Annotated in this window: 21 protein-coding genes and 1 pseudogene; 14 read left to right on the forward strand and 8 right to left on the reverse strand. The window is 57.4% G+C overall.

Translation table 11 applies throughout. The features are described from left to right. Positions 1–87: 87 nt before the first annotated feature. Positions 88–1,125, reverse strand: coding sequence for a patatin-like phospholipase family protein (locus ACODR9_RS17480; protein ID WP_488810745.1), 1,038 nt, complete (start codon positions 1,123–1,125; stop codon positions 88–90). 213 nt (positions 1,126–1,338) lie between these two features. Here ACODR9_RS17480 and ACODR9_RS17485 point away from each other — a divergent pair, with 213 nt between their 5' ends. Further along, the gene (locus tag ACODR9_RS17485) at positions 1,339–1,677 is read left to right on the forward strand and encodes a PadR family transcriptional regulator (protein ID WP_488810747.1); all 339 of its coding nucleotides are present in this window, start codon (positions 1,339–1,341) and stop codon (positions 1,675–1,677) included. Then, positions 1,674–2,504 (forward strand): DUF1700 domain-containing protein, encoded by an 831-nt coding sequence (locus tag ACODR9_RS17490; RefSeq protein ID WP_488810749.1) that lies wholly within the window; start codon positions 1,674–1,676, stop codon positions 2,502–2,504. Before ACODR9_RS17485 ends, ACODR9_RS17490 begins: the two co-directional genes overlap by 4 nt. Before the next feature lie 70 nt (positions 2,505–2,574). On the opposite strand, the gene ACODR9_RS17495 is transcribed toward ACODR9_RS17490, so the two are convergent. Beyond that, positions 2,575–3,132, reverse strand: a complete 558-nt coding sequence (locus tag ACODR9_RS17495) for an adenine phosphoribosyltransferase (RefSeq protein ID WP_488810751.1) — start codon at positions 3,130–3,132, stop codon at positions 2,575–2,577. 100 nt (positions 3,133–3,232) lie between these two features. Then, complete coding sequence (locus ACODR9_RS17500) at positions 3,233–4,531, reverse strand: NCS2 family permease (protein ID WP_488810753.1); 1,299 nt, start codon at positions 4,529–4,531, stop codon at positions 3,233–3,235. Between the two features lie 167 nt (positions 4,532–4,698). On the opposite strand from ACODR9_RS17500, the gene gmk reads away from it, so the two are divergent. The 9 genes from gmk (at position 4,699) to rpoD (ending at position 13,545) form a co-directional block, all read left to right on the forward strand. Beyond that, a complete protein-coding gene (gmk, locus tag ACODR9_RS17505; protein ID WP_159879430.1) occupies positions 4,699–5,328 on the forward strand; it encodes a guanylate kinase in 630 nt (209 codons plus the stop codon). Positions 5,329–5,396: 68 nt separating this feature from the next. Then, entirely contained in the window at positions 5,397–5,603 is a 207-nt protein-coding gene (gene rpoZ, locus ACODR9_RS17510) for a DNA-directed RNA polymerase subunit omega (RefSeq protein WP_089083916.1), read from the forward strand. 23 nt (positions 5,604–5,626) lie between these two features. After that, positions 5,627–7,783: a RelA/SpoT family protein gene (locus tag ACODR9_RS17515; protein ID WP_488810756.1), complete on the forward strand. Its 2,157-nt coding sequence runs from the start codon at positions 5,627–5,629 to the stop codon at positions 7,781–7,783. 2 nt (positions 7,784–7,785) lie between these two features. Next, positions 7,786–7,986, forward strand: a complete 201-nt coding sequence (gene thiS / locus ACODR9_RS17520) for a sulfur carrier protein ThiS (protein WP_488810758.1) — start codon at positions 7,786–7,788, stop codon at positions 7,984–7,986. A gap of 22 nt (positions 7,987–8,008) precedes the next feature. Further along, positions 8,009–8,803, forward strand: coding sequence for a thiazole synthase (locus ACODR9_RS17525; protein ID WP_488810760.1), 795 nt, complete (start codon positions 8,009–8,011; stop codon positions 8,801–8,803). A 131-nt stretch (positions 8,804–8,934) separates the two neighbouring features. After that, positions 8,935–9,147 carry a 30S ribosomal protein S21 gene (rpsU, locus tag ACODR9_RS17530; RefSeq protein WP_059284939.1) on the forward strand — a complete coding sequence of 71 codons (213 nt, stop codon included), beginning with the start codon at positions 8,935–8,937 and terminating at the stop codon, positions 9,145–9,147. A 107-nt stretch (positions 9,148–9,254) separates the two neighbouring features. Continuing rightward, positions 9,255–9,701: a GatB/YqeY domain-containing protein gene (locus tag ACODR9_RS17535; RefSeq protein ID WP_488810763.1), complete on the forward strand. Its 447-nt coding sequence runs from the start codon at positions 9,255–9,257 to the stop codon at positions 9,699–9,701. 62 nt (positions 9,702–9,763) lie between these two features. Next, positions 9,764–11,545 carry a DNA primase gene (dnaG, locus tag ACODR9_RS17540; RefSeq protein ID WP_488810765.1) on the forward strand — a complete coding sequence of 594 codons (1,782 nt, stop codon included), beginning with the start codon at positions 9,764–9,766 and terminating at the stop codon, positions 11,543–11,545. A 71-nt stretch (positions 11,546–11,616) separates the two neighbouring features. Then, the gene (rpoD, locus tag ACODR9_RS17545) at positions 11,617–13,545 is read left to right on the forward strand and encodes an RNA polymerase sigma factor RpoD (protein ID WP_488810767.1); all 1,929 of its coding nucleotides are present in this window, start codon (positions 11,617–11,619) and stop codon (positions 13,543–13,545) included. A gap of 481 nt (positions 13,546–14,026) precedes the next feature. Here rpoD and ACODR9_RS17550 read toward each other — a convergent pair. Next, positions 14,027–14,787 (reverse strand): annotated as a pseudogene (locus ACODR9_RS17550) (tyrosine-protein phosphatase). 453 nt (positions 14,788–15,240) lie between these two features. Here ACODR9_RS17550 and ACODR9_RS17555 point away from each other — a divergent pair. Both ACODR9_RS17555 and ACODR9_RS17560 read left to right on the forward strand, forming a co-directional pair. After that, a complete protein-coding gene (locus ACODR9_RS17555) occupies positions 15,241–16,509 on the forward strand; it encodes a dicarboxylate/amino acid:cation symporter (protein WP_488810769.1) in 1,269 nt (422 codons plus the stop codon). A 167-nt stretch (positions 16,510–16,676) separates the two neighbouring features. Next, entirely contained in the window at positions 16,677–17,753 is a 1,077-nt protein-coding gene (locus tag ACODR9_RS17560) for a type II asparaginase (protein ID WP_488810771.1), read from the forward strand. A 182-nt stretch (positions 17,754–17,935) separates the two neighbouring features. Here ACODR9_RS17560 and ACODR9_RS17565 read toward each other — a convergent pair whose 3' ends face one another. The 4 genes from ACODR9_RS17565 to ACODR9_RS17580 form a co-directional block, all read right to left on the reverse strand. After that, positions 17,936–19,267 (reverse strand): sigma-54-dependent transcriptional regulator, encoded by a 1,332-nt coding sequence (locus ACODR9_RS17565; RefSeq protein ID WP_488810773.1) that lies wholly within the window; start codon positions 19,265–19,267, stop codon positions 17,936–17,938. Continuing rightward, on the reverse strand, positions 19,260–21,119 hold the full coding sequence (locus ACODR9_RS17570; protein WP_488810775.1) for a sensor histidine kinase: 1,860 nt from the start codon (positions 21,117–21,119) through the stop codon (positions 19,260–19,262). Before ACODR9_RS17570 ends, ACODR9_RS17565 begins: the two co-directional genes overlap by 8 nt. 166 nt (positions 21,120–21,285) lie before the next feature. Beyond that, on the reverse strand, positions 21,286–22,815 hold the full coding sequence (locus tag ACODR9_RS17575; protein ID WP_488810777.1) for a methyl-accepting chemotaxis protein: 1,530 nt from the start codon (positions 22,813–22,815) through the stop codon (positions 21,286–21,288). Between the two features lie 230 nt (positions 22,816–23,045). Continuing rightward, complete coding sequence (locus ACODR9_RS17580; protein WP_488810779.1) at positions 23,046–23,951, reverse strand: LysR family transcriptional regulator; 906 nt, start codon at positions 23,949–23,951, stop codon at positions 23,046–23,048. Positions 23,952–24,067: 116 nt separating this feature from the next. On the opposite strand from ACODR9_RS17580, the gene lysA reads away from it, so the two are divergent. Next, positions 24,068–25,303 carry a diaminopimelate decarboxylase gene (lysA, locus tag ACODR9_RS17585; RefSeq protein WP_488810781.1) on the forward strand — a complete coding sequence of 412 codons (1,236 nt, stop codon included), beginning with the start codon at positions 24,068–24,070 and terminating at the stop codon, positions 25,301–25,303. Positions 25,304–25,355 lie beyond the last annotated feature (52 nt).

The following is a 25,355-nucleotide window of genomic DNA, read 5'->3' on the forward strand; positions in this document are numbered from 1 at the left end:
GCGGCGTTGTGACGTTGGCTGAAGGGTAGGTGAGGTGTTGAACAACAAGGGCTGCCATGGCAGCCCTTGTTGCATGGTGCGGCAGAATCAGGCCAGGCCCAGTTCCACGGCATGGTCGCGACACAGTGCCTGCCCGGCGGCATAGCCCGCCTGATACATCTGCGACAGATTGGAGTAGGACCAGTCCAGCTCCTGCTCACGTTGTTCCGGCCGGATGAATTTGTCATAAGCGACATGCAGCAGTCGGGTACGTGGTTTGCCTTCGGCATCCTTGTTGTGCAGTGCTTCAAACAGCTTCAGGTCATCGCGGGCAATTTCGGTCAGCGGCGTGATGATGGATTGCACCCAGGCGTCGTACAGGTCGCGCGGCGGGTGCAGGATCTGCTCGCTGCCCAATACATCAAACACCACGGTGGTGTCGATATAAGGGTGATCCTGGAACAGGCGCTTGAAGTTGAGGGTGTCAATCGCCGCACCTTCGATGTAGTAATCGCCATCCAGCAGATAAGGTGGGTAGATCAGCGGGAAGGACAGCGCGGCCAGGAAGTGTTCATGGCTGATTTGCTGCTTGTCCCAGCAATCCATGCGCTTTTTGCTGAGGTTGTAGGCATTCAGATAAAACTGCGGCTTGATGTCGGCCAGTTTGGCAAAGTCCACCACTTGGTCGATAAACGGTACATGGGCGCACAAGCCCTGGCTTTGGGCGTTCAGATCGCTGGGGCAGAGGGTGGCCATCAGCCAGCTGCTCCAGTCGGCCGCCAGCCGTTGCAGTGGTCCTTGGTCGGCCTGGGCCTGGATGGCTTGCAATACCGGGTTGGCTTGCTGCCACTGGCGCCACAAGTCGGCCATCGGGCCGGGTTTGTTGAATACCTTGAAGTTAACCGGGAAGGCGGCGTAAAGCGCATCGGCCACCCCCATGTCGGCCAGCTTTTCCAGCGCGGCTTTGGGGGCCTGCCCTTTGGCGGCGGTATAGAGCAAGCCGACAATCGCACCCGCACCCGAGGTGGAAATGATGTCGAACTCCACGCCCGCTTCGATGAAAGCCACCAGCGAGCCTGCCATCAAGGTTGCATTGGGTGCTCCACCGCCCAGTACCAGCGCCAGCGATTTCTTCTTGCTGCTCATGTCTGCCACTCCTGCATCGGAAATAATCAGAATTATGCTTTATGACTTGTGAATTTTCTTGTTCTTATAAAGAAAATTCTGTGCAGGGTGCTGTCTGGTTAGCTACGTGGTTTTACCATATACCTTGTAATGCACGATAGCTGAAGCTAGAATCCAGTCTGACTTTGCATCAGGCGCGCCAAACTACCGTGCAATGCAAGGCAGGGGCGGAACATGAAGACACAATTAAAGAAGGGCACGCTGGATATGTGTGTGCTGGCCGCGCTGGCGGCGGGTGACAGTTATGCCTACGAACTGGTGGGTATTCTGTCGCGCAGCATGGAGGTGAGCGAAGGCACCATGTATCCATTGATGCGGCGACTGCAGGCCGAAGCCTGGGTGTCGACCTATCTGGTGGAGTCGCCCAGCGGCCCATCGCGCAAGTATTACACCCTGACCGCAGAAGGACGACGCCAGCTGACGCTGATGCAGCAGGAATGGCAGGAATTTGTTACTGATGTGGGCAGTGTGCTGCAACTGGCGGCAGGCCAGGACAAGGGAGAAACAGCATGAATCAGCAGGAATTCATCCGTCAGTTACAGGACGCACTGGCAAGACTGCCACAGCAGGGGAGACAGGAAATCATCGCCGATTATCAGGAATATTTCCGCGATGGACTGGCCGCTGGGCGCAGCGAGGAGAATATAGCCGCCGGACTGGGTGATCCGCGCCAACTGGCACGGGAGTTGATGGCGCGCCATCATATTGCGCGCTGGGAAAGTCGCAAGAGCTTTGGCAACCTGTTTGCCGTGGTGGGGGCGATTGCCGGACTGGGATTTCTCAATTTCATGCTGGCGCTGCCCTTCCTGTTTTATCTGTGGATGCTGACCATGGCGGCGTTGGCCTCCACCGGCATCCTGATTGGTGGCCTGGTGTTGTTTGGCACATTGGCATGCAATGAGCTGCTCGGTTGGCCGGCCATTCATGAATCGCGTGATGTCAGGGCCTTCTGGTCCGAGTTTGCCCAGGGTGGCCCGGCAGGTAACATCCATATTCGCGGTAGCAATGGCGAGACTGTGGATGTGGTGCGTGAGGCATCGTCGGGGCGGGCCAGCATCCATATCCAGTCCAGCGATGGCACGGTTAGCCTGGAGCGCAATGCGAGTGACGCAGTTGGCCGCCTGCATATCAATGATGAAACCGGACAGGTGGATATCGGTGGGCTGGAGTGGGGCCTGAGCCGTCAGGACATGTTGCTTGCCGGTTTGGTGCTCATGGCGCTGGGTGGTGGTGGCTTGTTTCTGTGCTACTTGCTGGCGCGCTGGACCTGGCGCGGCCTGTTGACTTACGGTCGTTACCAGCTCGGTCTGCTGGACAAGGCCAGGGGACGGGAAGATTGAGTTGTTTGAGATGGACAGCAAAACGGACCCGAGCGGGTCCGTTTTTTGTTTGCGCGCTGGCGTATTGTGCTCAGTGGCCTTCGTAGGAGCAGACGGTGAAGACATCCAGTCCGCTGTCACGCACCAGCTTGCCGCCGCCCAACTCGGGCAGTTCGATGATGGCTGCGGCTTCCAGTACGTCGGCACCCAGCTTTTTCAGCAGCTTGTAGCCGGCCATCATGGTGCCACCGGTGGCGACCAGATCGTCGATCAGGATGACGCGGTCTCCGGCCTTGCAGGCATCGGTGTGGATTTCCACCGTGGCATTGCCGTATTCCAGTTCGTATTCCTCTGCCACGGTGGTAAACGGCAGCTTGCCCTTCTTGCGGATGGGCACAAAGCCGACGTTCAGCTCGTAAGCCAGTACCGAGCCAATGATGAAACCGCGAGCATCCAGGCCGGCAATCAGATCCACTTTTTCCAGCATGTAGCGATGCACATAGATGTCAATCAGCATGCGGAAGGTTTTCGGGTTCTGCAGCAGCGGGGTGATGTCGCGGAACATCACGCCCTGGCTGGGCCAGTTGGGCACGGTGCGAATCCAGCCCTTGAGGTAGCTGGAGTAGTCGAGATTGCTGAGATTTTCCATGGCGCTATTGTACTTTCAAATGAAGCGACCGTGTTTGCTGTCGCGCAAAGCAAAAAGGCCCGCCGCACCACGCGGCAGGCCCTGATTGATCGGGTGATGATCAGGCGAAGAAGGCCAGCTTGAAAATCCACAGTGCGGCAATCACTACCACGGCCGGTTTCAGATCAGCAAAGCGACCAGCCAGGATCTTGATTACGGCATAGCTGATGAAGCCAAAAGCAATACCGTCGGCAATCGAGAAGGTAAAAGGCATGGCCAGTGCAGTCATCACCGCAGGGGCGGATTCAGTCAGGTCGCTCCAATCGATTTCAGCCAGGCCACGAGCCATCAGCACGGCTACATAGCACAGGGCCGGTGCGGTGGCGTAGGCCGGAACCGTTTTGGCCAGCGGCGAGATCCACAAGCAAGCCAGGAACAGGATGGCTACTACGGTAGCCGTCAGGCCGGTACGACCACCCACGGCAGTACCAGCTGCCGATTCGATATAGGCGGTGGTGGAGGAAGTACCCATGACGGCACCTACGGTGATGGCCACCGAGTCGGCCAGCAGGGCGCGCTTCAGGCGCGGCAGCTTGCCATCCTTGTCCAGCAGGCCGGCGCGGTGCGATACACCCACCAGCGTGCCGGTGGTGTCAAACAGGTCGACAAAGAAGAACACGAAGATCACACCCACCAGACCGGCGCTCATGGCACCGTGCAGGTCCATCTTCATGAAGGTGGGCTCCATGCTCGGTACCGGAGCGAAGATACCTTCAAACTTGGACAGGCCCAGCGCAATGGACAGCGCGGTTACCACCAGGATGCCAATGATGATGGAACCCGGCACCTTGCGGTATTCCAGGGCTACAATCAGGAAGAAACCCAGAATGGCCAGCAGGGTGGTCGGGTTGTGGATATTGCCCAGCGTCAGATAGGTGGCCGGATGGGCTGCAATTACGCCAGCATCTTTTAGCGCGATGATGGCCAGGAACATGCCAACGCCAGCAGAAATGGCAAACTTCAGCGAACGCGGAATGGCATTGACAATGGCTTCACGCACCTTGAACAGGCTGACGGCCAGGAACACGATGCCGGAAATGAATACCGCACCCAGTGCAGCCTGCCAGGGGATCCCCATACCCTTGACCACGCTGAAGGTGAAGTAGGCATTCAGCCCCATGCCGGGTGCCAGTGCCATCGGGTAGTTGGCAACCAGGCCCATGATGGCGGTGCCAAGTGCTGCGGCCAGGCAGGTGGCCACAAAAACCGCATTCAGATCCATGCCGGTAGCAGACAGAATCAACGGGTTTACCAAGATGATGTAAGCCATGGTCAGGAAGGTGGTGAAGCCGGCAATGACTTCGGTTCTGACCGAAGTGCCGTGTTCCCTCAGCTTGAAAAAGCTTTCCAGTAATTGCATGACAGAGATGCTCCGAGCCTTGTTATGTATTGGATAAGACGCAGGATTTTACTTCGGTGTGAAGACAAATACCTAAATCTTGACATGAAGATACTTTTGCACTTAACCGGAAATGCAGTCTGTGGTATTCTGAAAAATTACTCTTTCTTTGGCAGGATGTGCGATTGATGAGCAAGGCAGTCGGAAACATCTATATCGTGGTTGCCCCGTCCGGGGCTGGGAAAACCTCGCTGGTAGCGGCTTTGCTGCAGGCGGAACCCACGGTTGAGCTGTCTGTTTCCTACACCACGCGTGCAGCACGTACTGGTGAGGAAGACGGTAAGCACTATCATTTTATTGATCATGCTGCCTTTCAGTCCATGATTGCTGCCGGGGATTTTCTGGAGTATGCCGAAGTGTACGGCAACTTCTACGGCACTAGCGTGCGCTGGCTGCAAAGTCGGCTGGAGGCTGGGCACGACATCCTGCTGGAAATCGACTGGCAGGGCGCAGAACAGGTGCGCAAGGTATTTCCTGGTGCTGTGGGTATTTTCATCCTGCCGCCTTCCATCGAAGAACTGGAGCGTCGTCTGCGTGGTCGTGGCACCGACAGCGAGGAAGTGATTCTGCGCCGCCTGGCCTCGGCCCGTTCAGAAATCGACAAGGTTGCTGAGTACGATTACATCGTGGTGAACGACGATTTTGAACGTGCCCGCGTTGATCTGATCAGCATCTTCCGCGCCCGCAGATTGCGTGCTGCGGTACAAACCCAGCGTCTGGCTCCGGCTCTCGCCCGCATGGGCGTGCAGCACGGCTAGCACGCATTGGTTGCTTCGGCAAAACTCGATATAGTTAACCGCATCGTACTCTTTACGAAAGAAATCACATGGCCCGTATTACCGTAGATGATTGCCTGGACCGTATCCAGAACCGTTTTGACCTGACGCTGGCCGCAGCTTACCGCGCCCGTCAGGTGGCTTCCGGCGCAACGTCCTTTGTGGATGCCGGCCGTCACAAGCCGACCGTGGTGGCCCTGCGTGAAATTGCAGCCGGTCATGTCGGCCGCGAAGTGCTTACCCGCAACAAGGGTTGATTCGGGTGTTGGCGGAGCGAAGCATGGAAACCGGTATTGAGAACGCCATCGATTACGACGCATTGATCGAGCGCGAAGCGGCAGCTTTTTTTGAAGCGGCAGGCCGTTATCTCAAACCGGAAGATGTGCAGTTGCTGCGCCAGGCCTTTGAAGTCAGCCGCGAGGCGCACGAAGGTCAAACCCGCAAGAGCGGCGAGCCTTACATTACCCATCCGCTGGCAGTTGCTACCATGCTGACTGACTGGCGGCTGGATGTGCAGGGGCTGGCGGCTGCCTTGCTGCATGATGTTCTGGAAGACACCGGCGTCACCAAGCCAACACTGGCCGAGAAATTCGGCAAGGTGGTGGCGGACCTGGTGGATGGCCTGTCCAAGCTGGAAAGGCTGGAATACCAGACCAAGGAAACCGCCCAGGCGGAAAACTTCCGCAAGATGGTGCTGGCGATGGCGCGCGATATCCGCGTCATCATCGTCAAGCTGGCAGACCGACTGCACAATATGCGCACGCTGGACTCCATGCGTGAGGACAAGCGCCAGCGCATCGCGCTGGAAACGCTGGAAATCTATGCGCCGATTGCCAACCGCATCGGCCAGAACAAGGTGTATCGCGAACTGCAGGATCTGGCTTTCAAGCACCTGCATCCGCATCGCTACAGCGTACTGTCCAAGGCAGTGCGCGCCGCACGTGGCAACCGCCGCGAAGTGGTCAACAAAATTCTGAAAACCGTCAGCCAGCGGCTGGTGGAAAGCAATATCGAAGCCACCATCAAGGGGCGCGAGAAGAATCTGTATAGCATCTACAAGAAGATGCAGGAGAAACACCTGTCGTTTTCCGAGGTGCTGGATATCTACGGCTTTCGTGTGGTGGTGAATGATATCCCCAGCTGCTATTTGGCGCTGGGTGCACTACACAGCCTGTACAAGCCCATTCCAGGCAAATTCAAGGATTACATCGCCATTCCCAAGGGTAATGGCTACCAAAGCCTGCATACCACCTTGTTTGGCCCTTATGGCACGCCGGTGGAGATGCAGATCCGCACTCGTGAAATGAACGGGGTGGCCGAAGCCGGTGTGGCTTCGCACTGGATGTACAAGAGCGGCAATGCCGGCATCAACACGGCGCAGCAGCGCACGCACCAGTGGCTGCAAAGCCTGCTGGACATGCAGGAGGAGAGCGACGACGCCGTTGAATTCCTCGAGCACATCAAGATCGACCTGTTCCCCGATGAGGTGTACGTATTCACCCCCAAGGGCAAGATCATGGTGCTGCCGCAAGGCTCCACCCCGGTCGACTTTGCCTATGCCGTACATACCGACGTTGGCCATCGCTGCATTGCCGCACGCGTCAACCATGTGCTGATGCCCTTGCGTACCGTGCTGCGCAATGGCGATACAGTGGAAGTCATCACCTCCACCCAGGCCAAGCCTAACCCGTCCTGGCTTACCTTTGTGCAGAGTGGCCGTGCGCGCTCCGGTATTCGCAACTATCTGAAGAGCCTGCAGCGTGAAGAAGCTTCAACGCTGGGCGAAAAACTGCTCAAGCAGGCGATTGGCGCCTTGGCGGTATCGCCGCTGCTGCTGGACGATGCGCTGAAGGCGGAATACATGGCAGTACATGGCGACAAGCTGCAAGGCTTTGCCGAGGTGCTGGCCGAGATCGGTGCGGGCAAGCTGCTGCCCATTGCGGTGGCGCGCCGTCTGGTCGAGCTGGCTGGTGAGCGCCTGGGGGAAAATGTGCGCGTAGGGCCGGTAACCATCCGTGGTAATGAAGGTGGGACGGTACAACTGTCCAGCTGCTGCAATCCCTTGCCGGGCGATGAAATCCTGGGGGTGATCACCAAGGGGCAAGGCCTGGTTATCCACCGTATCAGCTGTCCGAATGTGCAAAGGGTCGATCACGACAAGCTGCTGAACGTAAACTGGGAAACCCAGCGCGATCGCATGTTCGGTGTCAGCGTCAGCGTGCTGGCGCGTAATGAACGTGGTGCGCTGGCTGATATTGCCGCCGCCATCTCGCAGGCCTCAGCCAATATTGAAAGCGTGGATACCCAGGACACCCATGTGGGTGATGGTTTCATTCACATTCATTTCCGCTTGCAAGTGGAAAGCGTGGATCACCTGTCCCGCGTCTTGAACGAGGTGCAGAACCTGGTAGTGGTGCAGCGGGCGGAGAGGAGATAATCATGCGTTTGCGCATCAATGGCGAGTGGAAGGAATTTGCCTTGCTGGCTTCGGTGGAGGATCTGGTTCCAGCGCTGGAGTTGGCGGGCAAACGCTTTGCTGTCGAGCTTAACGGGCAAATCGTGCCTCGCAGTCAGCATGGCAATACCGTGCTGAGTGATGGGGATGAATTGGAAATCGTAGTGGCTGTCGGCGGTGGCTGACGGAATGGCAAAGGAGTGGAAGGTGCAGGATCAACTGGTCATCGCAGGCAAAGCTTATAATTCCCGTTTGCTGGTAGGTACCGGCAAATACCGTGATTTTGAACAGACCGCCCAGGCGCTGGATGCCTCCGCTTGCGATATCGTCACGGTGGCCATTCGTCGTGTCAATCTGGGGCAGAATGCCGGCGAACCCAATCTGCTCGATTTTTTGCCGCAGAACCGCTACACTCTGCTCCCCAATACGGCGGGCTGTTATTCCGCCGAGGATGCCATCCGTACCTTGCGCCTGGCGCGTGAGCTGCTGGATGACCACCGCCTGGTCAAGCTGGAAGTGCTGGGTGATTCCGGCAATCTGTTCCCCAATGTCAAGGAAACCCTGAAGGCAGCTGAAGTACTGGTGGCCGAAGGCTTTGATGTCATGGTGTATACCTCTGACGATCCGATCATCGCCCGCGAGTTGGAACAGATAGGCTGTTGCGCCATCATGCCGCTGGCCAGCCTGATTGGCTCCGGCATGGGCATTCTGAATCCGTGGAACCTGAAACTGATCATCGAGCAATCCAGTGTGCCGGTGCTGGTGGATGCCGGGGTGGGTACCGCCTCCGATGCGGCCATCGCCATGGAACTGGGTTGTGATGGCGTGCTGATGAATACCGCGATTGCAGCTGCCGGCAATCCGGTCATGATGGCACATGCCATGAAACTGGCTGTCGAAGCAGGCCGTGCTGCCTATTGTGCAGAACGGATGCCGAAACGTTTTTATAGCGCCGTACCAAGTTCTCCTAGTGAGGGGGTGATTTCTTCTCGCAAGCCGTGATGCACAAAAGCGCCACAAAAAGCTTGTCGGGAATGCTTCAGACTTTTCCAAACCGCGTATTGTTGTTAAAATGCTGTTTTTTATGGGTGGCCTTACGTCCGCCGCCTAGGAATCTAAGGATACTTGAGTCAATGCCGAATATTCGCGTTAAAGAAAACGAGCCGTTCGAAGTCGCCATGCGTCGCTTCAAGCGCGCTGTAGAAAAAACCGGTCTGCTGACCGAACTGCGCGCGCGTGAGTTCTACGAAAAGCCGACCACCGAACGCAAGCGTAAGCACGCTGCAGCTGTTAAGCGCCACTACAAGCGCATTCGCAGCCAAATGCTGCCGCCGAAACTCTTCTAAGAGTTGCATCGGTCATAAAGCGGGACCGCAGGCATGGCCTGCGGTTTTGCCATTTGTACTCCAGAATTTTCCGCCATGTCTTGACATGGCGCTCCCGTGAGCACGACATGAGCCTCAAAGTCCGTATCAGCGAAGACATGAAGTCCGCCATGAAGGCGAAGGAAACCGAGCGTCTGGCTGCCATTCGCCTGTTGATGGCTGCCATCAAGCAGAAGGAAGTGGACGAACGCATCGAACTTGACGATGCCGCCATCGTGGTGGTGATCGACAAGATGCTCAAGCAACGTCGTGACTCCATCTCGCAATACGAAGCGGCTCAGCGTCAGGATCTGGCCGACAAGGAAAAGGCCGAAATGACCGTGCTGATGGCCTATATGCCGCAGCAACTTTCCGAGGCCGAAATCGACGAACTGGTCGCCAAGGCCGTTGTCGACAGTGCGGCTGCCTCCATGCAGGACATGGGCAAGGTTATGGGCCTTTTGCGTCCGCAACTGGCTGGCCGTGCAGACATGGCGCTGGTTTCGGCGCGTATCAAGGCCAGGCTCGCTGCCTGATCTCTGGCCGGGTGCAGTTTGGCCCGGTATTTGTTTCTCCGTGTTAAGGCAGGTGTTCGGCGTTGATTCCACAGGACTTTGTTGATCAGTTGCTGTCCCGTGTCGATCTGGTCGACGTGGTGGATCGCTATGTCCCGCTGAAAAAAGCAGGTCAGAACTATTTGGCCTGCTGCCCTTTCCACAAGGAAAAATCCCCCTCTTTCACGGTCAGCCCCAGCAAGCAGTTTTATCACTGCTTTGGTTGTGGTGCGCACGGTTCCGCCATTGGCTTTGTCATGGAATACCAGGGGCTGGGTTTTGTCGATGCGGTGAAAATGCTAGCCGAAAGCATTGGCATGCCAGTGCCAGAGGTGCGCAGCGTCAATCCGGAAGCCACGCGTGCTGCACGTGAGCGGCAGTTGTCGCTGGAAGAGGTGATGCAGCGGACTGCTGGATATTTCAAGCAGCAGTTGAAGTCGGCCCCGGTTGCCATCAGTTATCTGAAAGGGCGTGGGGTCAGTGGTGAGGTAGCGGCACGCTTTGGCCTGGGTTATGCCCCAGGCGAATGGCAGAACCTGCAGGCTATTTTTCCGCAGTATCAGGATGACAAACTGGTAGATGCCGGCCTGGTGATTTTCAACGAGGAAAGCGGCAAGCGTTACGACCGCTTTCGCGAGCGGGTGATGTTTCCCATTCGCAACCAGCGTGGTGCCATCATCGGTTTTGGTGGCCGGGTGTTGGGCAAGGGGGAACCGAAGTATCTGAACTCGCCGGAAACGGTGTTGTTTGAAAAAGGCCGCGAGCTGTACGGCCTGTATGAAGCCCGCCAGGCTATCCGCGAGAAAAATCGCGTGCTGGTGGTCGAAGGTTATATGGACGTGGTGGCACTGGCGCAATACGGCATCAACTATGCCGTCGCCACGCTGGGGACGGCCACCACCGGCGAGCATGTGCGCAAGCTGATGCGCCATGCCGATCAGGTGTATTTCTGTTTTGACGGTGACAAGGCGGGCCAGAAGGCAGCCTGGCGTGCACTGGAAAACAGCCTGCCGCAATTGCAGGATGGCAAGGCGTTGAATTTTCTGTTTTTGCCGCAGGAACACGACCCAGACAGCTATGTGCGCGAGTTTGGTACCGAAGCATTCGAACAGCAGCTGGAAGAACACAGCCTGCCGCTATCGGTTTACTTTACCCGCGAGCTGACTGGCCGCGTGGACATGAATACGCCAGAAGGGCGTGCCGACCTGATCAAACAGGCCAGCCCGCTTCTGGCACAGATTGCAGCACCGGCGCTTGGCTTCATGATCAGAAAGCGGCTGGCAGAACTTGCCGGCATGGACGTCGACGATTTCGACATGCTGACTACAGGCAAGAAAGCGCCGGAGCGCAAGGGCAAGCGGGAATACCGCCTGCCAGAGGAATCATATCGCCAGATCAACACGCCCATTGTTCACAAGCAGATCAAATGGCTGCTGATGAACCCGGCGTGGGCCAGCGATGTGAGCTTGCCGGACAGCCTGCCGCTGTCCGACGAACTGGCCTGCTTTGCGATGTTGGCCGAAAGTGTGCAGGGACACGAACAGCCGCCCAATACGGCGCAATTGATAGAGGGGCTGCGTGGCACCCCCTACGAAGGGCTGATCGACAGTGTGCTGCACCAGGCCATGCAGGATCCGGACGAGTTTGCCGACCCCGGTGAGGATGACCGCACCCAGTTTCAGCATGGCAACGCCAGATTGCTGAAAATGTTGCGTGAAGCCCAGGTGGAAAGGCTAAAACTGAAAGACCGTAATGAAGGTCTAAGTCCGGAAGAGAAAGCATTATTCAGGGAACTGCTCCGAGACCTGCTCGGCTCGCCAATGTGAGCCGGGGCAGGGGTGACGTAGTTGTGTTATAATCAACTGTTTTTTTCGGCTTATTTTAAGCAGGAAGCAAAATGGCGGCCTCTCCCGAAAATCAAAAAGACGTACAGGACAACGAAGAACAGGTAATGAGCCTGGAAGAGCAGCGTAAACGCCTGCGCCAGCTGATTGCCCTGGGCAAGGAACGTGGCTATCTCACCTATGCTGAGATTAACGACCACCTTCCGGAAGATGTCTCCGATGCCGAACAGATCGAAAACATCGTCACGATGATTTCCGGCCTGGGCATCCAGGTTTACGACGAAGCCCCGGACGCAGAAACCCTGCTGATGTCCGATGCCACCCCGGCTGTGGCCGACGAAGATGCGGTGGAAGAAGCCGAGGCGGCTTTGTCCTCGGTGGATTCCGAATTTGGCCGTACGACCGACCCGGTCCGCATGTATATGCGTGAAATGGGTTCGGTGGAGCTGCTGACCCGCGAAGGCGAAATCGAAATCGCCAAGCGTATCGAAGATGGCCTCAAGCACATGATTCTGGCTATCTCGGCATGTCCGGGTACGGTGGCAGAGGTGCTGGAGCTGGTTGAGCGTATCAGCAAGGAAGAAATCCGGGTTGACGAAGTCGTAGACGGCTTCATCGACCCGAATGCCGATACCGCAGAAGCAGCGCTGCCGTTTGCTGAGCCGGAAGTCGAGGAAGAGGCACTGCTCGAAGACGAGGAAGCCGAAGCCGAAGACGACGAGGCTAGCGCCGAAGCTGCCAATCTGGCCAATCTGGAAGAGCTGAAACAGCAAACGCTGGAGCATTTTGCTGGCGTGCGCATGATGTTCGACAAGATGGTCAAGGTATTGGAAAAAGAAGGTTCCAAGTCCAAGGGCTATCTGGAACTGCAAGACGCCATCACTACCGAATTCATGCTGGTGCGCTTCTCCACGCGTCAGATCGAATCGCTGTGTGAATCGCTGCGTCGCCGTGTCAATGAAATCCGTACTTTCGAGCGCGATATTCAGGACATCTGCGTAACGCGCGTTCGCATGGACCGCACCCACTTCATCAAGGTATTCCCCGGCAACGAAATCAACACCGCCTGGGTGGAAACCGAAATCGATTCCGGCAAAGCCTGGAGCGAGGCACTGACCCGCTTCAAGTACGCCATCATCGAGAAGCAGACCAAGCTGTCCGAGCTGCAGGATCGTGCCATGTTGCCGATCAAGGAGCTCAAGGAAATCAACCGCCAGATGTCGGCGGGTGAATCCAAGGCGCGCCGTGCCAAGAAGGAAATGATCGAGGCCAACCTGCGTCTGGTGATTTCCATTGCCAAGAAGTACACCAACCGTGGCCTGCAGTTCCTCGACCTGATCCAGGAAGGCAATATCGGCTTGATGAAGGCGGTGGACAAGTTCGAATACCGTCGTGGTTACAAGTTCTCGACCTATGCCACCTGGTGGATTCGTCAGGCCATCACCCGCTCCATTGCGGACCAGGCCCGTACCATCCGTATCCCGGTACACATGATCGAAACCATCAACAAGATGAACCGCATTTCGCGTCAGATTCTGCAGGAAACCGGTCGCGAGCCGGATCCGGCTGAACTGGCAGAGAAAATGGAAATGCCGGAAGAGAAGATTCGCAAGATCATGAAGATTTCCAAGGAGCCTATCTCCATGGAAACCCCGATCGGCGATGACGATGATTCCCATCTTGGCGACTTCATCGAAGACCAGAACAACCTGGCACCGTCCGATGCTGCGATGTACTCCAGCCTGAAAGACGCCACCAAGGAAGTGCTGGATACCCTGACTCCGCGTGAGGCCAAGGTATTGCGCATGCGTTTTGGTATCGACATGAATACCGACCATACCCTGGAAGAAGTGGGCAAGCAGTTTGACGTGACGCGTGAACGTATCCGCCAGATTGAAGCCAAGGCCCTGCGCAAGCTGCGTCATCCGACCCGTTCGGAACGCCTGCGCAGCTTCCTGGACAACGAGCCGGGCGGTCAGTAAGCCCGCCCGTCTTTTAGGATGGAATCCCCAAGCCGCTTGCATCAGGGCTTGGGGATTTTTATTTCATTCTGTTATACTGCGCAGCTTCGGGCCTCTAGCTCATGCTTGGTTAGAGCAGCGGACTTAACAAGTGATCTCCTAAGACCCGACAGGGTACGGAGCGCGCTGATTGGGTTGCCTTGGGGTAAGTTGACTCTGCTCCTTGGTAGAACTGCTCAAATTCGGGGAAACCTCTGCTGCTTTGGCAGCGTGGCAATCCCGAGCGAAGCTCTCGCAAGAGAGAACGTGTAGAGACTGTACGGGCAGGTCGTAAAGACAAGAGACAGTCCAGACCACAAACCCGAAAGGGGCGGCGAAAGCCGTAGCGGGTAAGCATAATCCGTTGGTGCCGGGTTCGACTCCCGGGGGGCCCACCAAATCAGAGCCGCTGTGATTGATTCACAGCGGCTTTTTCATGTCCAGTATTCAGCGTGCTGCAGCTTCAGTCCAGATAGCACCGTTGCAGCTGCTGTTTGCTGGCGGGATCGATCTGAATCACCGATTGCAGATAGGATGTCATGGTGTCGTAGTGTTGTTCCACCGTGGCGTAAAACCGCTGCAGATATTGCTGATCCACTTGTAGCGCAACGCGCAATGCAGCTTGCTGTGCCGGGTTTGCGCCCGTGGCGGCGGCCTTTGCAATGAGTCGTGCATTTTCGCTGCTGCGCATGCTGTTGGTTTTTAGATAGTCCTGATAAATCAGCGTCCGTGGTACCTCCAGAATTTCCAGGATCACATGGCCGCGATACCGGTTCTGTCCTTGCCGGCCGCACAATGAAACAGCACACTTTTTTGCGCATGGCTAGTAAGCAGTTCCTGGAAAAAGCGCCGGTAGCCAGCCTGTGCCGCAGGGGAAAGTGCCAGTTCCCGGTACAGTGCCAGCATGTATTCCTGTGTTCTGGCAGTACTTTCCAGCTGGGAGAAGGCGGCAATGGAGGCTTGTGCCTTGTGCTGTGCTTCGGCTAGCAGGTCGATGTGCACATGGCGGGCCCCGGTAATTGCAATATCGGGTCGTTGCTGAACTTCATCCATACTCCTGAAATCAATGATTTTTTCCACTTGATAGTGCTGTATCAGTTGCTGATGTTGGGGCGGCGATAGTTGTGACAGCTCGCCCGACCGTAATAGGCGGTGGGTTTGTAACTGCTTGCCGTGCTTGTTTTGAATGCCGCCCAGATCTCGAAAATTGGTGATGGTGTTCAAGGTATTGTCCCTGTCGTTGTCTGAACATGCGGTGGGGCGGGGCTGGGTGGATTAACACGGTTCCACAGTGTTTGTTCCAGCCTTGTAGCTGCGGATGGTCGTTGGAAGCTTGGAGGATGGGGATGATTGTCGATGATTCTGCCAGGCTGACCAAAGGGTGGCGGTCGCTGCTGGACTGGCAGCAAGTTCATGCTGCAGTGCGGAAACTTTCTGGCAGCCAGCAGGTCTGATTTGACCCTTCTCAAGCTAGCTGCCCAATACGCTGGTCGGTTTTCCAAACGGCCTGCCAATGCCTGATTCGGAATTCCGAATTGATGCTGTTGTAATTTAATTTTTATCTATAAAAATCATGTAGTTATCTTGTTAATTTGTGAATTTTTCTTGGCACGGTTTCTGCTGTATAGAGCGTACTCAACACCGGTCGCAAAGCCGGGTTACTCTGGAGAAACGCTCGTGAAAACCAACAAGATTACCCTGTGGGTCCTGATTGCCCTCGTTATGGGTATCGCAGTCGGCTATGGCTGTCACACCTCGATTACCGATCCGAAGCAACTGAAGGACGTTGCGGGTTACTTTTCCATCCTGACCGACGTGTTCATGCGTTTGATCAAGATGATCATTGCACCCTTGGTGATGTCTACCCTGGTGCATGGTATTGGCAGTAGCGATTCCCGTTCTGTTGGCCGCGTAGGGCTGAAAGCCATGTGCTGGTTTATGGGTGCTTCTCTGGTGTCCCTGTTCCTGGGCCTGATCTTTGCCAATGCCCTGCAACCGGGTGTGGGCTATACCCTGCCGATGGCCGATGCTTCCGGTCCGGCAGTGAAAGCCAGTGCACTGAACCTGAAGGACTTCATCACCCACATGTTCCCCACCAGCTTCTTTGACGCCATGGCGAAGAATGAAGTGCTGCAAGTGGTGGTGTTCTCGGTGTTCTTCGGTTTTGCCATCGCATCTTATAAGGGTCCGAAGCCGGAACTGTTGATGAAGGGCCTGGAACAACTGGCCAATATCATGCTGCGCGTCACCAATATCGTGATGATGTTTGCACCGGTTGGTGTGTTTGGTGCGGTTGCTGCCACCATTACTGCTGATGGCCTGGGTGTTCTGGCCATGTATGCCAAGTTTATGGGCAGCTTCTATCTGGCGCTGTTCTGCCTGTGGATGCTGATGATTGCTGCCGCTTACGGTTTTGTCGGCAAGAAGATCTTTGCCCTGCTCAAAACCATCCGCATGCCGCTGATGCTGGGCTTTGCCACTGCCAGTAGCGAGGCGGCTTACCCGACCCTGCTGGAGCAATTGGAACGCTTTGGTATCAAGGAACGGATTTCCGGTTTTGTACTGCCGCTGGGTTACTCCTTTAACCTGGACGGCTCCATCATGTACACCTCGTTTGCCGCCCTGTTCATTTCCCAGGTTGCCAACATCCACCTGACACTGGGCCAGCAGATCACCATGCTGCTGATTCTGCTGATCACCAGCAAGGGTATTGCCGGTGTGCCGCGTGCTTCCCTGGTGGTGGTGGCTGCCGTGCTGCCGATGTTCAATCTGCCGGAAGCAGGCATTCTGCTGATTTTGGGGATCGACCACTTCCTGGACATGGGTCGTACAGCTACCAACGTGCTGGGTAACGCCATTGCTACCACCGTGGTGGCTGCGTCCGAAGGCGATATCGATGCCGACGCGGCACATGCCAACCCGGCCCTGGCCGAAGAGCAGGCCTAAGCCCCTCGGTCCCTGCCACATATAAACAATAAAAGAATCCGGTGACAGACCCCGGCCTGCCCAAGCCACCGACACAGGCGGACAGGCAGGACGCGGGGCTGATCATCGCAGTGAGTTGCTTCCCGGCAACGCCATCTCCCACTCGTCTTTCTACAAAGGGAAGAGACATGAAACAAACCTTCAAAATGCTGTTGTCCAGCGCTGCCGTGATGGCGGCCCTGTGTGGTCAATCCGCCCAGGCGGCAGAGGCTGCCAAACCGCATGTGGTGATTCTGGCCACTGGCGGCACCATTGCCGGCACCGGTGCCAGCAGCACCACCACCATCGGTTACACCGCTGCCAAGCTGGGCGTGGACAAGATGATTGCCGCCGTACCCGAGCTGTCCAAGGTGGCTGATGTGCGTGGTGAGCAGGTTGCGCAGATTGCCAGCGAAAGCATGACCAATGAAGTGTGGTTGAAGCTGGCCAAGCGCGTGAACGAACTCTTGGCCCAGAAGGATGTGGACGGTGTGGTGATTACCCACGGTACCGACACCATCGAAGAAACCGCTTACTTCCTGGATCTGGTGGTCAAGAGCAAGAAGCCGGTAGTGGTCGTGGGCTCCATGCGTCCGTCTACTGCCATCAGTGCTGACGGTCCGATCAACCTGTACAACGCCGTAATTCTGGCGGGTAGCAAGGACGCTGTTGGCAAGGGTGTGCTGGTTGCGCTGAACGACCAGATCAACGCTGCCCGTGAAGTAACCAAAACCAATACCTCCACCACCGACACCTTCAAGACGCCGGAGCTGGGCTATCTGGGTTACATGCAGGACAACAAGCCGCACTTCTACCGCATGTCCACCCGCAAAAACACCGCCGATACCGAATTTGACGTGAGCAAGCTGAACAGCCTGCCGCGCGTGGATATCGTGTATGGCTACGCCAATATGGACCGTGTGGCCATGGATGCCGACATTGCTGCCGGTGCCCAGGGCATTGTGCAAGCGGGTGTGGGCGATGGCAGTATTGCCGCCCAGATGATGCCGGCCTTCCGTGATGCCCGTAAAAAAGGCGTGATTGTGGTGCGTAGCTCGCGCGTGGGTAACGGCATCGTGGCCCGCAATGGTGAAGCCAATGACGATCAGGAAGATCTGGTAGTCAGCGATACCCTGAATGCGCAAAAAGCCCGCATTCTGCTGATGCTGGGCCTGACCAAGACCCACGACACCAAAGAACTGCAACGCATGTTCTACACCTATTGAGCTGGCTGGCAGGCGCTACCCCGGCCTGTCTGTCGATTGCGACACCCCATTGGGTGAGATCCCCCCGCAACGGCAGCATGGTGTAGCGACTGATCAAGCAGCCTTTGGCAAGCGGCCCCGGTGGCCGCTTTTTTTATGCCTATTGCCGGATGGCCGTGTGACCGGGTGCCGGGCCAAGCCAATCAGCCCGGCTGATTCAGGCCGTATTTCTTCAGTTTGTCGAACAAGGTGGTTTTGGCCACTTTCAGCGCCTCGCTGGTGCGGCTGAGGCTGTAGCCATGACGACGAAATTCCTCGGCAATCAGCGCACGTTCGAATGCTTCTACCGTCTCTGCCAGCGGCAGGCTCTGGCTCAGCTCGCCCGATTCGGACAGTGGCGTGCGAATGCCCAGCACATAGCGCTCGGCCACATTACGCAGCTCACGCACATTGCCCGGCCAGTCGTAGGCCAGCAGTTCGGCCTGTTCGTGGGCCTCCAGTTGCGGGGTGGGGCGGTCGAAGCGGCTGGCCGATTGCAGCAGGAAATACTCAAACAGCAGCGGGATGTCTTCCCTGCGCTCGCGCAGCGGCGGTAGTTGCAGGGTGACCACGTTAAGCCGGTAGTAGAGGTCGCTACGGAAGCTGCCATTGTTGCCCATGGCCTTCAGGTCGGCCTTGGTGGCGGAAATTACCCGGCAGTCCACCGCGATGGGCGTGTTGGAGCCCAGCCGCTCCAGGGTGCGCTCCTGCAATACGCGCAGCATCTTGATTTGCAGCGGCAGCGGCATGCTTTCGATTTCATCCAGAAACAGCGTGCCGTTATTGGCGTATTCGATACGCCCGATACGGCGTTTGGCCGCACCGGTAAAGGCGTGAGCCTCGTGACCAAAAATTTCGCTCTCAAACAGGTTTTCTGCCAGACCACCACAGTTAACCGCCACGAAATTGTGTTTCTGACGCCGACTGATTTCATGCAGGCAACGCGCCACCAGCTCCTTGCCGGTGCCGGTTTCACCCAGAATCAGCACATTGGCCGAGGTATCGGCCAGGTCGGCAATCATACGCCGCACTTTTTCCATGGCTGGCGAGCGGCCAATCAGCCGTGATTCCAGACTTTGCTTGTCCTGCAGCTGACGGCGCAGGGTTTCCACTTCCAGGCTGAGGCGGCGCTGCTCCATGGCGCGGCACACCACTTCGTGCAGCCGCTCGGGAGAGAAGGGCTTCTCGATGAAGTCGTAAGCCCCATCCTTCATCGCCTGTACCGCCAGGCTGACATCGCCATGGCCGGTGATCAGGATGACCGGCAGGCTGGCATCCTGGGCTTTCAGTGTCCGCAGCAAGGCCATGCCATCCTGGCCTTGCAGATGGATGTCGCTCACCACCACGCCGGGAAAGCCCTGGTGCAGCAGGCCCAGTGCCTGCTCGGCACTGGATACGCCGCGCGCATCCAGTCCTTCCAGCATCAGTGCCTGCTCGCAGCCCAGCCGGACGTCCGGATCATCTTCGATGATCAACACTTTCATGCCATCAAACATGGCGGTTTTCCTTTGTAGCAAGCGGCAGGGTGATGGTGAAGACGGCACCGCCCTGCGGGTGATTGTCGGCACTCAGGCTGCCGCCGGCCTCGGCAATGATGCCGGCGCTGAGTGTCAGCCCGAGTCCCAGGCCGATGCCGGCGGGTTTGGTGGTGACAAAGGGCTCAAACAGCTGTGCGCGTACGGCGTCCTGCAGGCCGGGGCCATTATCGCGGATTTGCAGTACCAGTTGTTCGGTTGTGCGATGGCCGCTGATTTCAATGCAACCGTCTGGCCTGTCTTGCAGCTCATCCAGTGCATTGGCCAGCAGGTTGACCAGCACTTGCTCGAAACGGTTGGGGTCGCAGCGGGCCTGCCATGGCTCGGGGGCGTGTGGCCGCAGAATCTTGATCCGGCGGTTTTCCAGCCGGTTGCGCAGCAGTAGCAGGGCGCTATCAATGGCCAGGCTGATATCCACCGTTCCCAGGCTGCTGGTTGATTTGCGCGAATAGCCCTTCAGGGCACTGGTAATCTCTCCCATCTTGTCGACCAGCTGACAGATGGTTTGCAGATTGGTACGGGCGGTTTCGTTTTGCTGGCGCTCCAGAAACTTGATGGCATTGCCCGACAAGGTGCGCAAGGCTGCCAGCGGCTGATTCAGTTCGTGGGCGATGCCGGTGGCCAGCTGGCCCAAGACCGCCAGTTTGCCCGCCTGCACCAGATTGTCCTGGGTCTGGCGCAAATGTTGTTCGGCACGGATGCGTTCGCTGATTTCTTCTTGCAGCTGCTGGTTGGCGCGTGACAGGTCGGCAGTGCGTTCTTCTACCTTGCGTTCCAGTTCCCGGTAGGCTTGCTGCAGGGCCTCGCGTGCCGATAATTTATCCCGCAGGCGGCGGCGACGCTCATTCAGCCAGAGGATGCCGGTGAGGCTTAGCAGGGTGAGGACGGCGGCCAGTGCCGCACGGTTGTAAGCCAACTGGTAGACCGGATCCAGACTGGATAATACGGTTAATTTCCAGCTGGATAGCGGCAGTTGCAGCGATTGGCCCAGCATGTCGCGTGGGTAGGCCAACCGGCTGAGGGTACGGCGGCCGCTCTGGTCCAGCCGGTAGATATGGCTGCCGTCGCCCAGGCTGCGCCGTTCTTCCAGTCCCAGTGGCAGCAGGCGTTTGCGGTTGTATTGCAGATTGCGGTCAAACGCATCCTGCAGGGCCTTGCTGAAGGGCTTGAGCGTGCTGAATTTCCAGCCGGGTTCGGTGGCCAGAATCACGACGCCGTTCTGGTCGCTGACCATGACGGTGGTCTTGTTCTCCCGCCACAGCTTTTCCAGGTATTCCATGTTTACCTTCACCACGGCCACGCCGATGATGCGGCCATGGCTGCTTAGCGGTTCGGACAGGTAATAGCCGGCTTCGCTACGGGTGGTGCCCACACCAAAGAAACGGCCGGGCTGGCCGCTCATGGCGTCCGTGAAATAGGCACGGAAGGCGTCATTTTCGCCCAGATAGCTATCTGGTTGATGCCAGTTGCTGGTGGCGCGGACAATACCTTTGCTATCCATGATGTAGATGGCACTGGCACCGGTGCGCTGACTCAGCCGTTCCAGATAATCGTTTGCAGCCTGCTGGCGCTGGCGGTCTTCCGGCGTATGCAGCAGGCCTTCCACATAAGGCGATAGCCCAAGCAAGCTGGGTAGGCGGGCGTAGTGGCCGATTTCGCTGTTTAGGCTGTTGGCGTACAGCTCCAGCCTTTGGGTGTTGGCAACACGCAGTTCTTCCAGCGAACCGTCCACGCTGGCGCGAAAAGCGCTGACGGCGGCAATGTCCATCAGTATCAGCAGCAGCGCAATGCGCAGTACGGTACGCAGTTTCAAGCGGAATCTACTCCTGGCAATCCGGGTTGACTGCTGCCGGGCTGGGGCAGCAAGTACAAAAAGGCGGCCGTGGGCCGCCTGGTGGGAGTCGGTCTGCTGCCGTTGTCAGCAGCGTCGCGCGCTATTGTAGCAAAAGCGCCTGCTTTCGCGGTGGCGCTTGCCTGGCTCAGAGATGGCGTTCGAAATGGCTGACCAGTCGCTTCAGATCATGGGCGGTGGTGTGCAGCTGTTCTGCCACATCACGCGCGTTGGCAATGCTCAGGCTGTTTTGCTCGGTCAGTGCACTCATGGTTTCCATGTTCTGTGCTACTTCGGTGGAGGCTGACGATTGCTGCTGCAGCATTTCCGCCACGTTAGCCGCTGATGCCGATACCCCCTGATTTGCCTGGCGGATGGCCTCCAGGCTGCTGCTGGCGTTGCTGATGGCGCTATCTACACTTTGCACCTTGTCTAGTGCAGTTTGCACATTCTGCAAAACCTGACGGGTTCGTTCGTGCAGCACATTGATGGACTGCTCGATTTCCTGGGTATTGCCAGCGGTACGCTCTGCTAGTTTGCGCACTTCGTCGGCCACCACGGCAAATCCACGTCCCTGCTCGCCTGCCCGCGCTGCCTCGATTGCTGCATTGAGTGCCAGCAGATTGGTCTGGTTGGCGATGTCCTTGATGACCGAGGTGACCGATCCGATCTCTTCTGCAGATTTTTCCAGAGTCTGAATGGCATCGCGGGTGTGCTCGAACTCTCCCATGACTTGCTGGGTGGCCGTGCGTGTCTGCAGCATCTTGGCCTCACCTTCGTCAGCCAGGTTGGTGGCCTCGGTGGCATGGGCGGCACCCGCGCGGGTGGTGATGGAGATTTCATTGACGGATACCGACAACTGCTCCAGCGCTGCGGCTACGCGGGTAATGCCTTCCAGTGCATGTTCGCCGCGTTTTTGCAGATTACTGGCTTCGGTGTGCGTGGCGGTGGCGGCCAGGCTGACATCATGGGCACCGGTCACCACGTCGGCCAGGACGGCACGGGTATTGATGCGCGTGGTTTCCAGCATTTCCAGCATGTGGCGCATATCCTGACAGCCCAACTGGGGAATGGCGTCCTTGAAATTGCCTTCGGCCAGCTTGGCCAGACCTTGCTTTGCATGTTCAAGTGGCGTTGCCAGGCATTTGTGAATCAGCACTGCCGCACCAATCAGCCAGATGATGCTGCCTGCATTAAGAATGTCGTGAATAATGCTCTCCGGCAGGATGTACTCCGCCAGCAGGGCAATGATGGGCGGCAGCATGGAGAGGGTGAGCAGCTTTTGCATGCTCATTGCCTGTTGCTGACGTGTGGCAGGGAAGCTGCTGCGTTTGGCGCGGATATTGGCGTACAGCTGTTCGGCCTGCTGGCATTGCTGCTTGTCCGGTGCACTGCGTACCGACATGTAGCCAACGGTGTTGCCGTTCTCGCGGATGGGGGTGACATAGGCATCCACCCAGTAGTAGTCACCCTGTTTGCTGCGGTTTTTTACCAGCCCGCGCCATGGATGGCCTGCCTTGATGGTTTGCCACAGATCGTCAAAGGCTTCTGCAGGCATGTCCGGATGGCGCACCACATTATGTGGCTGGCCGAGCAGCTCTTGTTCGGAAAAGCCGCTGATTTCAATGAAGGCACGGTTGGCGTAGGTGATTTGTCCCTTCAGATCGGTCTTGGTCACGATAGGGCGCTGCGGGTGCAAGAATAATTCGTGTGAACTAACAGGCTGGTTGTTACGCATTTTTATCCCCGGATAACTTGTGCTTTAGGAATGACAATTTGCAAGCCCCTCCCCGAGCATTGCCGGCAGCTAGACGATGCTGTGCTATCGGTATAGTCGAAAAGAATCATGTCATTATCATTTCTTGCGCGCCGGAGAGTCTTATTTCATGTGGCCAGCCTGGTTGGCTGTCATGGTTTGCCAGTTTGCATTTCGCCAAGTACCTCACACAGCAACTGAGCAAAACTATCCACCAGGGTAGAGGCAGGACGGTGCAAGGGGCGTAGCAGGTTGACCCGGAAGGGGAGCGAGACCGCCAGCGGTCTGATGATGACACCATGCCCGGCGAAGGCCAGGGCCGTCAGCGGGTTGACTACCGCCAGCCCGATACCCTGTTGCACCATGCTGCATACCGAAGCGGCGCTGTGCGTTTCCAGCCTGAGCTGGCGTTCGATGCCCTGCAAGGCAAACAGGGCATCAAGTTGCTGGCGGTAGATGTCGCTGGCTGACAGGCTGACAAAGGCTTGCCCGGCGAAGTCGGCCAATTCCAGCACATGCTTGCCACCCAGCGGGTGGCCTTCCGGCAGTACGGCCACTTCGTCGGCACAGAACACCAGCTGCTGGCTGGTGCCGGGTGGCTGGATATGGCTTTCACTCAGGCCCAGATCATGCCGCTGTGCCGCCAACCATTCTTCCAGCAGCGGAGATTCCTGCGGGGTGATATTCAGCCTGACCTTGGGATAGCGTTGCAAAAAGCGCTGGCAGACAATGGGCAGTACCGCCTGGGAAAACATCGGCAGGCAGGCAATGGACAGCTGGCCCTCGTCAAAATGGCGCAGAGCCTGGGCGGTGCTGACAATGCGCTCCAGCCCCAGATAGGAGCGCTGCACCTCTTCAAACAGCTGCAAGGCTTGCAGGGTAGGGCGCAAGCGCCCGCGTACACGTTCAAACAGCACCAGCCCGCTGAGCTGTTCCAGCCTGGCCAGTTCGCGGCTGATGGTGGGCTGGGAGCTATTCAGCAGGATGGCGGCTTCGGTTACGCTACCGCTGGTCATGATGGCGTGGAAAATTTCCACATGGCGCAGGCTGAAGGACATGGCTGATCGGCTTGAGCAGAAAGTCCATATCATAAATGAAAGACCTGTCGATAAATTGATATTTTATTTTTGCCGGTAGCCACGGCACACTCATGCAAAACCATCAATGGACTGCCATGAAAACCTTTTCTGCACCACAACTGGCCGCGCTGGCCGAACAGTTTTCCGCACCGCTGTGGGTATATGACGCTGCCGTGATTCGGGCCCGTATCGCCCAGCTCAAACAGTTCGACGTGATCCGCTATGCGCAAAAGGCCAATTCCAATACCCATATCCTGCGCTTGATGCGCGAGCAGGGCGTGATGGTGGATGCTGTGTCGCTGGGCGAAATAGAAAGGGCGCGGCAGGCAGGTTACGACTTGAGCTCGGCCGAACCGTCCGAAGTGGTGTTTACCGCCGATGTGCTGGACCGCGCCACGCTGGACAAGGTAGTGGCTGAGCGCATCGTGGTGAATGCAGGCAGCATCGACATGCTGCGCCAGTTGGGCGAGCGTTCGCCTGGCCACCGTGTGTGGCTGCGCATCAACCCCGGTTTTGGTCATGGCCACAGCCACAAAACCAATACCGGCGGCGAAAACAGCAAGCATGGCATCTGGCATGCCGATCTGCCGGCGGCGCTGCAAGTCATTGCTACATCCGGGCTCAAGCTGGTGGGCATCCACATGCATATCGGCTCTGGCGTGGACTATGGCCATTTGCAACAGGTGTGTGGTGCCATGGTGGAGCTGGTACGCAGCCTGGGACAGGATATCGAGGCGATTTCCGCTGGTGGTGGCCTGTCGATTCCCTATCGCGACAGCGACAGCCGGATCGATACCGATCACTACTTCCAGCTGTGGGACAGTGCACGCAAGGAAGTGGAACAACTGCTGGGCCACGCGGTGCGGCTGGAAATCGAGCCGGGCCGCTTCCTGGTGGCTGAATCCGGTGCACTGGTGGCTGAAGTACGTGCAGTCAAGAACATGGGCAGCCGCCACTTTGTGCTGGTAGATGCCGGCTTCAACGACCTGATGCGTCCTTCGCTCTATGGCAGCTACCACGAAATTTCGGTGCTGCAGCGCGATGGTCGTGAAAAGAGCGGCGCGGTAGCTACTGTAGTGGCCGGCCCGCTGTGCGAGTCCGGGGATGTGTTCACCCAGCAGGAAGGCGGCGTGGTGGAAAGCCGCCAGCTGCCTGCAGCCGAGGTGGGTGACTGGCTGGTGTTCCATGATGCCGGTGCCTACGGTGCCACCATGTCCTCCAACTACAACAGCCGCCCCTTGCTGCCGGAAGTGTTGCTGGATGCCGATGGACCGCGTCTGATCCGTCGCCGCCAGACCATGGCAGAACTGCTGGCGCTGGAAACGCTGTAAGCAAGGTCATTCTTTATGCAAAAGCCCGCCATCCGGCGGGTTTTTGCATTCC

The sequence above is a fragment of the Aquitalea sp. FG25 genome (genome assembly GCF_057809375.1).